This is a genomic window from Pyxidicoccus sp. MSG2 (genome assembly GCF_026626705.1).
Taxonomy (GTDB): domain Bacteria; phylum Myxococcota; class Myxococcia; order Myxococcales; family Myxococcaceae; genus Myxococcus.
Genome location: NZ_JAPNKC010000001.1, coordinates 8,383,084 through 8,397,113, shown reverse-complemented (window position 1 = coordinate 8,397,113; position 14,030 = coordinate 8,383,084). Strand labels below are relative to the sequence as shown.

At 70.9% G+C, this 14,030-nt stretch carries 6 protein-coding genes and 1 pseudogene; 6 read left to right on the top strand and 1 reads right to left on the bottom strand.

Going from position 1 to position 14,030, the window contains the following annotated elements; translation table 11 throughout:
- Position 1 precedes the first annotated feature (1 nt).
- The 6 genes and pseudogenes from OV427_RS32900 (at position 2) to OV427_RS32875 (ending at position 13,293) form a co-directional block, all read left to right on the top strand.
- Positions 2–1,411, top strand: a complete 1,410-nt coding sequence (locus OV427_RS32900) for a cytochrome P450 (RefSeq protein ID WP_267860168.1) — start codon at positions 2–4, stop codon at positions 1,409–1,411.
- Positions 1,408–7,521 (top strand): annotated as a pseudogene (locus OV427_RS50860) (amino acid adenylation domain-containing protein); the annotation flags it as partial. The gene OV427_RS32900 and the pseudogene OV427_RS50860, both read left to right, overlap by 4 nt.
- A 17-nt stretch (positions 7,522–7,538) precedes the next feature.
- Complete coding sequence (locus tag OV427_RS50855; protein WP_420718375.1) at positions 7,539–8,702, top strand: thioesterase domain-containing protein; 1,164 nt, start codon at positions 7,539–7,541, stop codon at positions 8,700–8,702.
- A gap of 13 nt (positions 8,703–8,715) precedes the next feature.
- Complete coding sequence (locus OV427_RS32885) at positions 8,716–10,371, top strand: cyclic peptide export ABC transporter (RefSeq protein ID WP_267860166.1); 1,656 nt, start codon at positions 8,716–8,718, stop codon at positions 10,369–10,371.
- 76 nt (positions 10,372–10,447) lie between these two features.
- Positions 10,448–12,046, top strand: coding sequence for an MBL fold metallo-hydrolase (locus tag OV427_RS32880; protein WP_267860165.1), 1,599 nt, complete (start codon positions 10,448–10,450; stop codon positions 12,044–12,046).
- A gap of 2 nt (positions 12,047–12,048) precedes the next feature.
- A complete protein-coding gene (locus tag OV427_RS32875; RefSeq protein WP_267860164.1) occupies positions 12,049–13,293 on the top strand; it encodes an acyltransferase family protein in 1,245 nt (414 codons plus the stop codon).
- Between the two features lie 29 nt (positions 13,294–13,322).
- Here OV427_RS32875 and OV427_RS32870 read toward each other — a convergent pair whose 3' ends face one another.
- The gene (locus OV427_RS32870) at positions 13,323–13,892 is read right to left on the bottom strand and encodes a thioesterase domain-containing protein (protein WP_267860163.1); all 570 of its coding nucleotides are present in this window, start codon (positions 13,890–13,892) and stop codon (positions 13,323–13,325) included.
- Positions 13,893–14,030: the final 138 nt, after the last annotated feature.

Below are 14,030 nucleotides of genomic sequence, written 5' to 3'. Positions count from 1 at the left end.
GATGAATGCTCCGAAGAAAGCCGTGCTGCCGCCCGGCCACCATGGCCACTGGCTGCTGCGCCTCAACGAGCAGGTGAAGGACCCCCTCGGCGCGCTCGTGCGCACCCAGCAGAAGTACGGGGACATCGCCTACTTCAACACGCAGCAGGGCCCGCTCTACATGCTGGCCCACCCGGACCATGTGCAGCGCGTGCTCGCGGACAACGCGCGCAACTACCCCGCGCCGGAGAAGCGGCCCAGCCGGCTGATGGGCAATGGCATCTTCCAGAGCAGCGGCGCCGTCTGGCTCCGCCAGCGCCGAATGGTGCAGCCCGCCTTCCATCGCTCGCGGCTGGCCCGCATGGTGGAGGACATGGTGCTGAGCACCGAGGCCCTGGCCGAGCGCTGGGAACAGCCCGCCCGGACCGGCGAGCCCGTGGAGCTGCTGGAGCAGATGCGCCTGTTGGTGCCCACCCTGCTCGGCGCCTCGCTGTTCTCGCGCGGTGTGTACGAGCGCGATGCAGGGCTCCAGGCGAGCGTGGCGTTCCTCTCCCACAAGTCGCATGCCAAGGCCCGCGACTCGCTCTGGAAGCTCGTGCTGCGGCGGCTGGGGTATCCCCGCTCGCGGCGCCAGCAGTTCGACGCCGCCACGGATGCACTCAACGCCTCGCTCCATGGCCTCATCGCCGAGCGCCGCAAGGCCCCCTCCGCCGGGGACGACATCCTGGGCATGCTGATCGAGGCCCGGGACACGCAGGGCGAGCCCATGACGGACACCGAGGTCCGCGACGAGCTGGTGTCCCTGCTCGTCGGCGGCCACGAGGCCACGTCGGTGGCGCTCACCTGGACCTGGTACACGCTGATGAGCCACCCGGAGGTGGAGCAGCGCGTGCGTGAGGAGCTGGCCTCGGTGCTGGGGGGACGTCCCTCGGCCGACGGCGAGCAACTCCAGGCCCTGCGCTACACGCGCGCGGTGGTGGAGGAGACGTTGCGCCTGTACCCGCCCGCCTGGCAGCTCATGCGCCGCGCGCAGGAGGACGACGAGATTGCCGGCTTCACCGTCCGCGCCGGCAGCCTGGTGCTCATCCCCACGTGGCTGCTGCACCGCCACGCCTCGTTCTGGAAGGACCCCGAGCGGTTCGACCCCGAGCGCTTCCTCCCCGAGCAGAAGGAGCAGCGACACCGCCATGCCTGGATGCCGTTCGGCGGCGGCCAGCGGATGTGCGTCGGCAATGGCTACACGCTGACGCTCATCGTGGCGGTGCTCGCCACGCTGCTGCCGCGCTTCCAGGTCCGCCTCGTCCCGGGCCATCCCGTCACGCCCGTGGCCAGCAACACCTACCGTCCCCGTTTCGGCCTCAAGGCCACCCTCCATCCAGCGCCCTCCGTGGCGCGTGACTCCTCTCCGAGCCCGAAGGCCGTCTCGTCATGAGCGACAGCGACATCCTCAAGCGTCTGGCAAGTCTTCCCCCCGAGAAGCGCAACCTGCTCCTCAAGCAGCTCCGCGCCAGGCAGCAGAGCACCCCGCAGACGGCGTCCGCGCTCCCGTCCCTCGCGCCCCAGCCCCGCGGGGACGGCCCCCTGCCGCTGTCCTTCGCCCAGCAGCGCCTGTGGTTCCTCGAGCAGCTCGAGCCCGGTACCGCGCTCTACAACCTGCCCTCGGCCCTGCGCCTGGAGGGCCCGCTGGACACCGGAGCGCTGGAGCGCGCCTTCACGGAGTTGGTGCGCCGCCACGAGTCCCTGCGCACCACCTTCCAGGCCCACCAGGAGACGCCCACCCAGACTGTCTCTTCCCCCACCCCCGTCACCCTGACGCGCGTGGACCTGAGCGCGCTGCCCGCCGCGGAGCGCGAGGCCGAAGCCCTCCGGCTCTTCAAGGAGGAGGTGCTCCGGCCCTTCGAGCTCTCCCAGGGTCCGCTGCTGCGCACCACGCTGCTGCGGCTCTCCGCCACCGAGCACGTGCTGGTGCTCGTCATGCACCACATCATCTCCGATGGCTGGTCCATGAACGTGCTGGTGCAGGAGATGGCCGCCCTCTACGCCGCCTTCTCCCAGGGCAAGCCCTCCCCCCTGCCCGCGCTGCCCGTGCAGTACGCGGACTACACCCTCTGGCAGCGCCAGTGGTTGCAGGGCGATGAGCTGGCGCGGCAGCTCTCCTGGTGGAAGCAGCAGCTCGAGGGAATGCCGGGCCTGCTGGAGCTGCCCACCGACCGCCCCCGTCCGCCGACGCGGGCGTTCCGCGGCGCCAGCGTCTCCTTCGAGCTGCCCCGGGAGCTGTCCGAGTCGGTCCAGGCGCTCTGCCAGCGCGAGGGCGTCACCCCGTACATGCTCCTGCTGGCCGCCTGGCAGGTGCTGCTGCACCGCACCTCCGGCCAGGATGACCTGGCCGTCGGCTCGCCCATCGCCGGCCGCCGCTTCGTCGAAGCGGAGGGCCTCATCGGCTTCTTCGTCAACACCCTGGTGCTGCGCGCGCGCCTCTCCGCCGGGCTCACCTTCCGCGAGCTGCTGGCCCGGGTGCGCACCACCGTCCTGGAAGCCCAGACGCACCAGGACCTGCCCTTCGAGAAGCTGGTGGAGGAGCTCCACCCGGAGCGGGACCTCAGCCACAGCCCGCTCTTCCAGGTGTGGTTCGTGTTGGACCAACCCCAGCCCCGTTCCATGGGGACCCAGGGCCTGACGCTGCGCCCGCTGGCGGCCGACAGCCACGTGGCGAAGTTCGACCTGGCCCTGTCCATGGTGCAGAGCCCGGAGGCGCTGCTCGGCAGCCTGGAATACAACGTCGACCTGTTCGACGAGAGCACCGCGTCCCGGCTGGTGGGCAACCTGCGCGTGCTGCTGGAGGGCATCTGCGCCCGCCCCGAAGCCCCTCTGTCCGCGCTGCCGCTGCTCACCCCGACCGAGCGCCAGCGGCTGCTCGCGGCGGGAAGCCCGGCCCCGCGAGAGCTGCCCCGGCCCACCCAGGTGCACCGCCTCTTCGAGGCCCAGGTGCGCCGCACCCCCGACGCCGTGGCCCTGCGCTTCGGCGCTGAGACGCTCACGTATGGCGAGCTCAACACCCGCGCCAACCAGCTCGCCCGCCACCTGCGCCGGCTCGGCGTCGGCCCCGAGGTGCTCGTCGCCATCTGCCTGGAGCGCTCGCCCGAGCTCATCGTGGCCATGCTCGCCACCCTCAAGGCTGGCGGCGCCTGGCTGCCCCTGGACCCCGGCCTTCCTCCCGACCGCCTGGAGCTCATCACCTCGGACGCCTTCGCCCCGGTAACGCTCACCGACTCGGAGCGTGAGGTGCTGCTGGAGCGGCGGGGTGCCTTCATCCTCCTGGACGAGCAGTGGGCGCGCGTGGAGCGCGAGTCCACCGAGGACCTGGAGGCCTGGGGCGACGAGAGCCAGCTCGCCTACGTCATCTACACCTCGGGCAGCACCGGCCGCCCCAAGGGCACCCTGCTGCACCACCGCGGCCTGGCCAACACGGCGCTGCAGACGATTGACGCCATGGGCCTTGGCCCCGGCAGCCGTGTCCTGCAGTTCTTCTCCGCGGCCTTCGACGCCTCGGTGTGGGAAATCTTCCCGCCCCTGCTCGCCGGAGCGGAGCTGTGCCTCGCCCCCCGCGAGGAGCTGATGCCGGGCACGCCGCTGGTGAAGGTGCTGCGCGAGCAGGCCATCACCGCCGCCACCCTCACACCCTCGGTGCTGGCCCAGCTGGAGCCGGAAGGGTTGGAGACACTGAAGACGGTGGTGTCCGCGGGTGAGGCCTGCACGCCGGAGCTGGTGGCGCGCTGGCAGCCGGGCCGGCGCTTCATCAACGCCTATGGCCCCACGGAGACCACCATCTGCGCCACGCTGACAGACGCGGTGGACGCGCGGCGCATCACCATCGGCCGCCCCTTCCACAACGTGCGGGTGGCCGTGCTGGACGCGCACCTGCGGCCGGTGCCGGTGGGTGTGGCGGGCGAGCTGTGCGTCGGAGGCGTGGGTGTGGCCCGCGGCTACCTGGGCCGCCCCGAGCTCACCGCCGAGCGCTTCGTGCCGGACGCCGACGGCGCGCCGGGAGCCCGCCTCTACCGCACCGGTGACAAGGTGCGCTGGCTCGCCGACGGCCAAATCGAGTACCTGGGCCGCGCCGACTTCCAGGTGAAGGTGCGTGGCTACCGCATCGAACCCGGTGAAGTGGAGGCCGTGCTGCTGGGACACCCGGCCGTGCGCGAGGCGGTGGTGGTGGCGCGCGAGGGCGCGTCCGGCAACAAGCGGCTCGTCGCCTATGGGGTGGTGCGCGAGGGCCAGACGGCCGACGCCACCGCGCTGCGCACCTGGCTCAAGGGGAAGCTGCCCGAGTACATGGTGCCCTCGGCCTTCGTCCCCCTGGAGGCCCTGCCCCTCACCTCCAGCGGAAAGGTGGACCGCGACGCCCTGCCGGAGCCCGGCTCGGAGCACCAGCCCGCGAGCACGAGCCAGGTGGCCCCGCGCACGCCCCTGGAGACGGACCTGGCCGCCATGTGGGCGGAGCTGTTGGAGGTCGAGCGGGTGGGCGTGCACGACAACTTCTTCGAGCTGGGTGGCCACTCGCTGCTGGCCACCCAGGTGGCCTCGCGCATCCGCGCCACCTTCGGCGTGGAGCTGCCCCTGCGCACCCTCTTCGAGGCCCCCACCCTGGAGGCGCTCGCCGCCCGGGTCGAGGCCGCGCAAGGCAACGCCGCTTCCTCCACCCGCGTCCCGGCTCCCAGGCGCGCGGAGCGGACGGGCTCGATTCCCCTCTCCTTCGCCCAGCAGCGCCTGTGGTTCCTGGACCAGCTCGAGCCCGGTACCGCCTACTACAACATCCCCGCGGGGCTGCGCCTGGAGGGAGCGCTCGACGTCGGGGCGCTGCAGCGCGCCTTCGACGAGCTGTTGCGCCGCCACGAGTCGCTGCGCACCACCTTCCACGCCGAGCAGGGCGAGCCGTCCAGGTCATCTCCCCCGCCCCCGTGATGCCGCTGGCGGTGGTGGACCTGTGCGACGTGCCCGCGTCGGAGCGCGGGGCCGAGGCGCGGCGCGTGGCCACCCAGGAGGCACGGCGGCCCTTCAACCTGTCCACCGGCCCGCTGCTGCGCGCCACCGTGCTGCGGCTCGAGGAGCAGCGGCACTCGTTGCTGCTCACCATGCACCACATCATCTCGGATGGTTGGTCCATGGGCGTGCTGGTGCGGGAGATGGCGGCCCTCTACGAGGCCTTCCGCCAGGACCGGCCCTCGCCGCTGCCGGAGCTCGGCATGCAGTACGCGGACTACGCCATCTGGCAGCGACAGTGGCTGCGCGGCGAGGTGCTGGAGGCGCGGCTGGAGTGGTGGCGCAAGCAGCTCGAGGACGCCCCTTCCGTGCTGGAGCTGCCCACGGACAGGCCCCGGCCGGCCGTGCGCACCTACCGCGGCGCCACCCACCTGTCGCTGCTGCCCGCGCCCCTGGCCGAAGCGCTGGAGTCGCTCTCCCAGCGCGAGGGCGCCACGCTCTTCATGACGCTGATGGCCGCCTTCCAGGCGCTGCTGCACCGCTACAGCGGGCAGACGGACATCGTGGTGGGCACGGACGTGGCCAACCGGGACCACGCGGAGACGGAGTCCCTCATCGGCTTCTTCGTCAACCAGCTCGTCATGCGCCTGCGCCTGGGGGGCAACCCCACCTTCCGCCAGCTCCTGGCGCAGGCGCGGCAGGTGTCGCTGGACGCCTACGCGCAGCAGGACCTGCCCTTCGAGGACCTGGTGCGGGCGCTCAACCCCGAGCGCAGCATGGCGCACGCGCCGCTCTTCCAGGTGAAGCTGGTGCTGCAGAACACCACCCGCTCCGTGGTGGAGCTGCCCGGGCTGCGGATGGAGTCGGACGCGGTGGACCCCGCCACCGCGAAGCTGGACCTGACGGTGCTGGTGAGCCCCTCCCCCGAGGGGCTGTACTGCGCGTGGATGTACAGCATGGACCTCTTCGACGCTCCGACGATGGAGCGCATGGCGCTGCACTTTCAGCGGGTGCTGGAGGCGGTGGTGGCCACGGGCGGTGAGCAGCGGCTCTCCACGCTGCCGCTGCTGTCGGAGTCGGAGCGCCACCGTCAGCTGGTGGCGTGGAATGAGACGGCGGCGCCCTACCCGTCGCGCTGCTTCCACGAGCTGTTCGCGGAGCAGGCGGCGCGCGTGCCGGAGGCGGTGGCGGTGGTGGCCGCGGACGGACAGCTCACCTACGGTGAGCTGGACCGCAAGGCCAACCAGCTCGCGCACTACCTGCAGGCCCTGGGGGTGATGCCCGAGACTCGGGTGGGCCTGTTCGTCGAGCGCTCGGTGCATGCGCTGGTGGGCCTGCTGGGCATCCTCAAGGCGGGCGGCGCCTACGTGGCGTTGGACCCGTCCCAGACGCATGCCCGGGAGCGGATGCGGCACGTGCTGAGCGACGCGAAGGCGCAGCTCATCGTGACCCAGGAGTCGCTCATGGACGAGCTGCCCGCGCAGGGCGGGTTCCTCGTCAGCCTGGACGCGGACGACGGCATGCTGGAGGCGCAGCCGGAGGAGGCTCCGTCCAGCCGCGTGGGGCCGGGCAACCTCGCCTACGTCCTCTACACCTCGGGCAGTACGGGACAGCCCAAGGGCGTGTGCATCGAGCACCGGCACCTGGCCTGCTACGTGGAGGGCGTCACCCGCCGGCTGGAGCTGGCGCCGCAGGCCAGCTTCGCCTCGGTGTCCACGCTGGCGGCGGACCTGGGGCACACCGCCATCTTCCCCACGCTGAGCTCGGGAGGCGCGCTGCACCTGGTGGACAAGGACACGGCGGCGGACCCGGGGCGGATGCGGGACTACGGCGCGCGGCACGCGGTGGACGGCCTGAAGATCGTCCCCACGCACCTGGGCGCGCTGCTGTCGGCACCGGGGGCGGAGAAGCTGCTGCCGCGCCAGCGGCTGGTGCTGGGAGGAGACATTTCGGACTGGGCGCTGGTGGAGCAGGTGCATGCGCTGTCGCCCACGTGCGAGGTGTTCAACCACTACGGCCCCACGGAGACGACGGTGGGTGTGTTGTGCGGCCGGGTGGAGCGTGGGGTGCGCGCGCCTGGCGCGCAGTCGGTGCCGCTGGGCCGGCCGCTGGGCAACGTGCGGGTGTACGTGCTCGACGGGGACGGACAGCCGGTACCGGTGGGCGTGCCGGGCGAGCTCTACATTGGCGGCGCCAGCGTGGCCCGCGGCTACCTGGGCCGGACGGACCTGACGGCGGAGCGCTTCGTCCCGGACGCCTTCAGCCCGGAGCCGGGCGCGAGGCTGTACCGCTCGGGAGACAAGGTGCGCTGGCTGGAGGATGGGCGCATCGAGTTCCTGGGCCGGGTGGACCACCAGCTGAAGATTCGCGGGTACCGCGTGGAGCTGGGCGAGGTGGAGGCGGCCCTGGGAGCCCACCCCTCGGTGCGCGAGTGCGTGGTGGTGGCGCGCGAGGAGCAGCCGGGCGACAAGCGGCTGGTGGCGTACGCGGTGGCCCGGGAGGGGCAGGCGCTGGAGGAACCGGTGCTGGCCCGCTTCCTGGAGAAGCGGCTGCCGGAGTACATGATGCCCTCCGTCTTCGTGGTGCTCAACGCGCTGCCGCTCACCTCCAACGGCAAGGTGGACCGCAAGGCGCTGCCCGCTCCCGTGCGGGTCCGGGAGGGCGCGGACCACGTGGCGCCGCGCACCGCCACCGAGCTGCGGCTGGCCGCCATCTGGGAGGAGCTGCTGAAGGTGCCGCGCGTGGGCGCTCGGGATGACTTCTTCGACCTGGGAGGCCACTCGCTGATGGCCACGCAGGTGGTGGCGCGCGTCCACGGCACCTTCGGCGTGGAGCTGGCCGTCATCGACCTCTTCGAGGCGCCCACCCTGGAGGCGCTGGCGGCACGCATCGACGCGGGTGCACCCTCGCAGTCGGCCCTGGTGCCGCTGCGGCGCGGGGGCCCCCGAACGCCCTTCTTCTGCGTGCACCCGGTGGGCGGTGGCGTGCTGGCCTACCTCGAGCTGTCGAGGCGGATGCATCCGGAGCAGCCCTTCTACGGCCTGCAGTCCCCCACGGGGCAGGAGTCGCACGACACGCTGGAGGCGATGGCCACCCGCTACGTGGACGCCATCCAGGAGGTGCAACCCCACGGGCCGTACCTGCTGGGCGGCTGGTCCATGGGCGGACGCGTGGCCTACGAGATGGCCCGCCAGCTCCAGCAGCGCGGAGAGACGGTGGCGCTGCTGGCCATCATCGACGCCCGGAGCCACGAGGACGGGCAGAGGCTGGAGGGAGCGGAGGCCCTCGCCCGGGAGGTGTTCCTGTTCGCCGACCACCTGTCGCGCCTGTCCGGACTGAACCCCGAGGCCGCCGGGCTGCTGGGGCAGGTGGACGCGGAGGAGCTGAAGGCACTCCTGGAGGACACGCCGGGAGCGGGGGCGGACCTGCCGCCGCAAGCGCTCTCCGAGCTGCGCGCGCTGTGGCGGGTCTTCTCCCTCAACCTGCGCGCCTCACACGCGTACCTGCCCGGGCCCTACCCGGGCCCGCTCGTCCTGCTGCGCGCGGCGGAGGGGCCGCGGGAGGGCCTGGCGGAGGACCTGGGCTGGGGCGCCCTGGCCTCGAAGGTGGAGGTGCACGAGGTGCCCGGAGACCACTTCAGTCTCATCGCCCCACCCCATGTGGAGCAGGTGGCGGAGCGGCTGCGGGAGTTGTTGGAGCGAGCGCGAGAGGGGAACACCTCCTCCGCGTCCAGTGCGGCTTGAGCAAGGGGAACCCATGACTCTCATCCAGTTCTTCTTGCGTGTTTCGAAGCGCAGCCTCGTGCTGCCAGTCCTGTGCGGCGTGCTCTCCGGCGCCGCCAGCGCGGGGCTCATCTCCCTCATCAACTCCCTGCTGGAGCGCTCCGTCCCCGCCACCGCCGCCACGGCCCTGCGCTTCGTCGGCATCGGGCTGGTGGCGCTGGTCGCCCGGGTCGCCTCGCAGCTCTTCCTGAACAATCTCCAGCAGGAAATGCTCCAGAAGATGCGCATGCAGCTTGCCCATCAAATCATCTCCACCCCGCTCCGGCGGCTGGAGGAGTTCGGAGGACATCGGCTGCTCGCGGTGCTGACGGATGACGTGAACACCATCAGCAACAGCCTGCTGTGCATCCCCCACATCCTCATCAACTCCGCCATCCTCGTCGGCTGCCTGCTGTACCTGGCCTGGCTGTCGCCGACCGTCCTGCTGGGGCTGCTCGCCTTCATGGCGGTGGGCTTCGTGTCGTACCGGCTGCCCATGTCACGGGCGCTCAAATACATCCGCGCCTCCCGGGACAAGCAGGACGGGCTGTACAAGCTCTTCGAGGCCATCATCCACGGCATCAAGGAGCTCAAGCTGCACCCGGGCCGGCGCGAGGCCTTCCTGGACAAGAACCTCACGGGGCTCACCAGCGAGCTGCGGCGGCTCAACGTCCTGGGCTTCAGCCTCTTCTCCGCCGCGAGCAGCTGGGGGATGTTCCTGTTCTTCGCCTTCATCGGGCTGATGCTCTTCGTCCTTCCCAATTACGGGGAGCAGGGCGGCGCGGGTCTGCTGGTGAGCTACACCCTCACCGTGCTGTACCTGCAACAGCCCCTGGATGCACTCATGACCAACATCCCCTTCCTGAGCCGCGGCCAGGTGGCCCTGCGCAAGGTGGAGCAGCTCTCCGGCCTGGTCGAGGGCCTGTCGGAGTCCGCTCGCGCCCTCCCCGCGCCGAGGGCCTCCTTCACCCGCCTGGAGCTGCGCGGCGTCACCCACTCGTACCACCGGGAGCGCGAGGACAGCAGCTTCACCCTGGGGCCCATCTCCCTGACGTTGGAGAAGGGCGAGCTCGTCTTCCTGGTGGGAGGCAATGGCAGCGGCAAGACGACGCTCGCCAAGCTGGTCACCGGGCTCTACTCACCGGAGTCCGGCGAGGTTCGGCTCGATGGTGTCCCCATCACGGTGGACAACCGTGAGGAGCACCGCCAGTGCTTCTCGACGGTGTTCTCCGACTACTACCTCTTCGACTCCCTGCTGGGACTCGCGCCCGCCGGCCTGGTCCCCAGGGCCCGGCAGTACCTCGAGCGGCTCCACCTGAACCACAAGGTGCAGCTCGGCGACGACGGCTCCCTCTCCACCACCGAGCTGTCCCAGGGCCAGCGCAAGCGACTGGCGCTGCTCACCGCCTGGCTGGAGGACCGCCCCATCTACGTCTTCGACGAGTGGGGCGCGGACCAGGACCCCATCTTCAAGACGGTCTTCTACGAAGAGCTCCTTCCCGAGATGAAACGCGCGGGCAAGACGGTGCTGGTCATCAGCCATGACGACCGCTACTTCCACGTCGCGGACCGGCTCCTGCACCTCGACTCCGGCAAGCTGCGGCCCCAGACGGAGCCGGCTCCCGCGGGAGCACGGCAGCTCGCGTCGTGAGACGTCCCCATTTCCCACAGTCCAGCTGAAGCACCCCAACCCAAGAGCAGCCCCACTCCACCCGCCGACACCCGCTATGTCCGAGTCCACCTATCGATTGGCTGATCACACCTGCGTCGCACCACTCGTTCAGAGCTGGACTGCGTGGTGGATGAATGTGGCCCCCATTCCGGCCAGCCTGCACGTGCACAAGTCCCAGGTGCCACTGCTCAAGGCCTACCTCCAGACGCCCGACTTCCACGCGCGGGCGGCGAAGGACCAGGCCCTCAGCGGCGGCACCTTCGTCGGCATCGCCCCGGAGCGAGCGGGCGAGGTGAAGGCCCTGCTGCAGCAGATGCAGGAGGCCCAGGCCGACCGGGCACGGCTGGCCGAGGCCCTCGAGGAGTTCCAGGGCTGGCTGGTGGATGAAGCGAAGGGCCAGTCACTCGAGCCCCTCTACGAGAAGCTGCCCGAGCCGCTGCGCGGACTGGTCGAGCTCTCGTACGACTACATCAACCGGCCCTTCGTCCGGGTGATGGAGGGAGCGCTGTACCGCAGCGCCTACCACAAGCCGCAGCTCCAATCGCTGCGCCTGCTCCCGCTGGCGTCGGACTCCAGCCGCCCCCACCTCTTCACGACGCCCTACCTGATGGAGCCCGGGCAGATTGACTGGGCGGTGCCCTTCTCCGAGGAGCGTGTCAGCCGCCTCTTCGAGACGGACCTGTCGCCCCGGCCGCTCGGCTACCTGCGCGATGTGCTGGGCCAGGCCGTCACCTCTGACGAGCAGTTGCTGCCGCTGCTCACCGAGGCGCCGCCCTCGCGGTACACGCCGTGGGAGGGCCCGGGGCCGCGCGTGCGCTACCTGGGGCACGCCTGCGCCCTGGTGGAGTGGAAGGGCATCACCATCCTCGTGGACCCGGTCGTCAGCGCGAAGCCGAGCGGCGGAGGCATGCCGCGGCTCACCTTCCACGAGCTGCCGCCGCGCATCGACTACGCGCTCATCACGCACAGCCACCCGGACCACCTCGCCATCGACACGCTGCTGCGGCTGCGCCACCGCATCGGCCACCTGGTGGTGCCGCGCTGCAATGGCTTCCTGGTCGGTGACTACTCCCCCAAGCTGCTGGCCCGCTCGCTGGGGTTCCAGAACGTCCTGGAGCTGGACACCTACGAGTCCATCCCCCTGCCGGACGGCGAGCTCATCGCCGTGCCCTTCCTCGGCGAGCACGGTGACATCGGCCACGCCAAGTCCTCGTACGTGGTGCGCACCGGCAAGCAGCAGCTCCTCTTCGCCGCCGACTCCATGTGCGTGGATGACGCCGTCTACCGGCACATGCGCCAGAACCTCGGCCCCGTCCAGACGGTCTTCATGAACACCGAAATCGAAGGCGCCCCGCACACCTGGACGCTCGAGGCGCTCTTCCCCAAGAAGCGCGACCGCAAGCTGGAGAAGAACCGGCGCTGCCGTGGCAGCAACACGGGCGAGGGCCTGCGCATCCTCGAGCTGCTGGGCTCCACGCGGCTCTACAACTACGCCATGGGGCTGGAGCCCTGGATGGAGCACATCATCGGGCCGGCCAGTCCTCCCGAGGCTCCGCGCATGAAGGAGTCGGAGCGATTGCTCACCGAGGCCCGGGCCCGAGGCCTCACCGCAGAACGGCTCCACGGCCCCACCGAGCTGCTCCTGGAGTCCTGAGGATGGCCATGCCCGCAGCCACGCTCGACAAGACTCCCCCGATTCAGGCGCTCAGTGGACTGCGCTTCGTGATGTCCCTCATCGTCCTGGCGTGCCACTACCTTCCGCTCATTGCCGTCCCGCCCCTGCTGAAGACGCTGCTGGCGCAGGGCTCGGCCGCCGTCAACTGCTTCTTCATGCTGAGCGGTTTCCTCCTCGCCTATAACTACCGCGACACTCTCGCATCCGGGCAGCTGCGGTGGCGCGACTTCATGCGGATGCGCCTGGGGCGCGTCTTCCCGGTCCACCTGGCCACCCTGGCGCTGGTGACGCCCATCACCCTCTACCTGCTGGACGCGTACCCGGCGCTGATGGCGCGCGACCTGGCCATGGAGGTCACCCAGGCGCAGGTCGCTGGCTCCTGGCTGTCCAACCTGCTGCTGGTCCAGGTCTTCATCCCCCACCGGCTCTCGCACATCTGGAACGGGCCCTCCTGGAGCATCGGGGCGGAGCTGTTCTTCTATCTCCTGTTGCCCTTCTTCGCGCGGTACGTGCTGGCACGTCTGAACGACGTGAGGAGCATGGCGCGGGCGGCCGCCGTGCTCTTCGCCATCCAGGTGGTGGCGGTGATCGCCACCGCGCTGGTGATCTTCCTCCTCAGCCCCCCCGGCAAGGGGATGGAGAGCCGCATCTACCACGTCGTCTACATGTCGCCGCTGCTGCGGGTGTGGGAGTTCTTCCTGGGCTGCGTGCTCGGAACGTTCTTCCTGCACCACCAGCGGCAGGGAGTGTCCCCCCGGCTGACCGCGGTGCTGACGCAGGCGAAGGCGCACACGTGGGCCCTGGTCCTGGTGGCGCTGGTGGCGCTGCTGCTGGCGCTGCCGTCGCCCCGGGGATTCCTCGCCGGAGTGCTGCAGATCTTCCGGTGGTACGTGCTCTACACGCCGGTGTGCGGGCTGTTGATACTGCTGCTGGCCTCCCGTCGTAGCTTCGTGAGCAGGCTGCTGGAGCACCGCTGGATGGTGTTCATGGGGGAGGCGAGCTACTCGCTGTACATGATTCACTGGCTGCCGTGCGTGCTGCTGGTGATGTACAAGCGCAGCGGCGGAGAGCTGGCCGCGTGGTGGCCGTACGCATCCATGGCGGGCACCCTCGTCGCCGCGGTGGGCCTCTTCCAGCTCGTCGAGCGCCCGGCCCGCAAGCTGTTGAGGCCTGGCGCGCCGGCACCGGTGCCGGGCGCGCTGCTGGTGGGAAGAGCGGCGGAGTAGGGCCCGGGCCTCGCGAGGGCGAGGCCCGGCTACCCTGCCTTCTGCAGCGAAGCTCCCGAGCGGGCCCGAGTCAGCAGGGCCCGCAGCCGCGCGGCGAGGTGCTCCACGTGCGGCATGGCCACGAGGCTGAAGTGGTCGCCCGGCACCTCGTACACCTCCACCCCACTCCGCGCGAGCCCGCGCCACCCGAGGTCCTCCTCCTGTCCCGGAGGGCCTTCCGCGGCGCGCAGCAACACCAGTGAGCCGTCGAGAGGCTGGGGCACGTACCCGCGAGACGCCCGCCGGTTCCGCGCGAACGTCGTCCAGAGGGTCCGCAGCTCCGCGCACGCCTCCGCGTCCAGGGCGGAATCCGCACCGGGCCGTTCCTCCAGCACCGCCGCCAGCTCCGCCGCGTCCACGTACTCCAGCACCTCCGCCGCCCTCGGGTGGAGGCCGGAGAGCCGGGTCAGGTGGCCGGCGAACTCCAGCACGACCTCCGCTTCCATCTCCTCGGCGGGGACTTCGTCCCGGCCTCTCGCGTCGATGACGACGAGCAGCCCCACGTCCTCTCCACGCTCGCGGAGCTGCCGCGCCATCTCGTACGCCAGCCGGCCGCCCATGGACCAGCCGCCCAGGAGGTACGGGCCTTCCGGCTGCACCCGCGCACGGCCTCCAGGTAGCGCGCCGCCATCTGCTCCACCGTGTCGCCGGAGCCGCCCGTGGGGACCTGCAAGCCATAGAAGGGCTGGTCCGCGTCC

Bases quoted from the DNA above. Each gene is read 5' to 3' on its own strand.
- OV427_RS32900 (WP_267860168.1), top strand. From the start codon at position 2: ATGAATGCTCCGAAGAAAGCCGTGCTGCCGCCCGGCCACCATGGCCAC.
- OV427_RS32885 (WP_267860166.1), top strand. From the start codon at position 8,716: ATGACTCTCATCCAGTTCTTCTTGCGTGTTTCGAAGCGCAGCCTCGTG.
- OV427_RS32880 (WP_267860165.1), top strand. From the start codon at position 10,448: ATGTCCGAGTCCACCTATCGATTGGCTGATCACACCTGCGTCGCACCA.
- OV427_RS32875 (WP_267860164.1), top strand. From the start codon at position 12,049: ATGGCCATGCCCGCAGCCACGCTCGACAAGACTCCCCCGATTCAGGCG.
- OV427_RS32870 (WP_267860163.1), bottom strand. From the start codon at position 13,892: ATGGGCGGCCGGCTGGCGTACGAGATGGCGCGGCAGCTCCGCGAGCGT.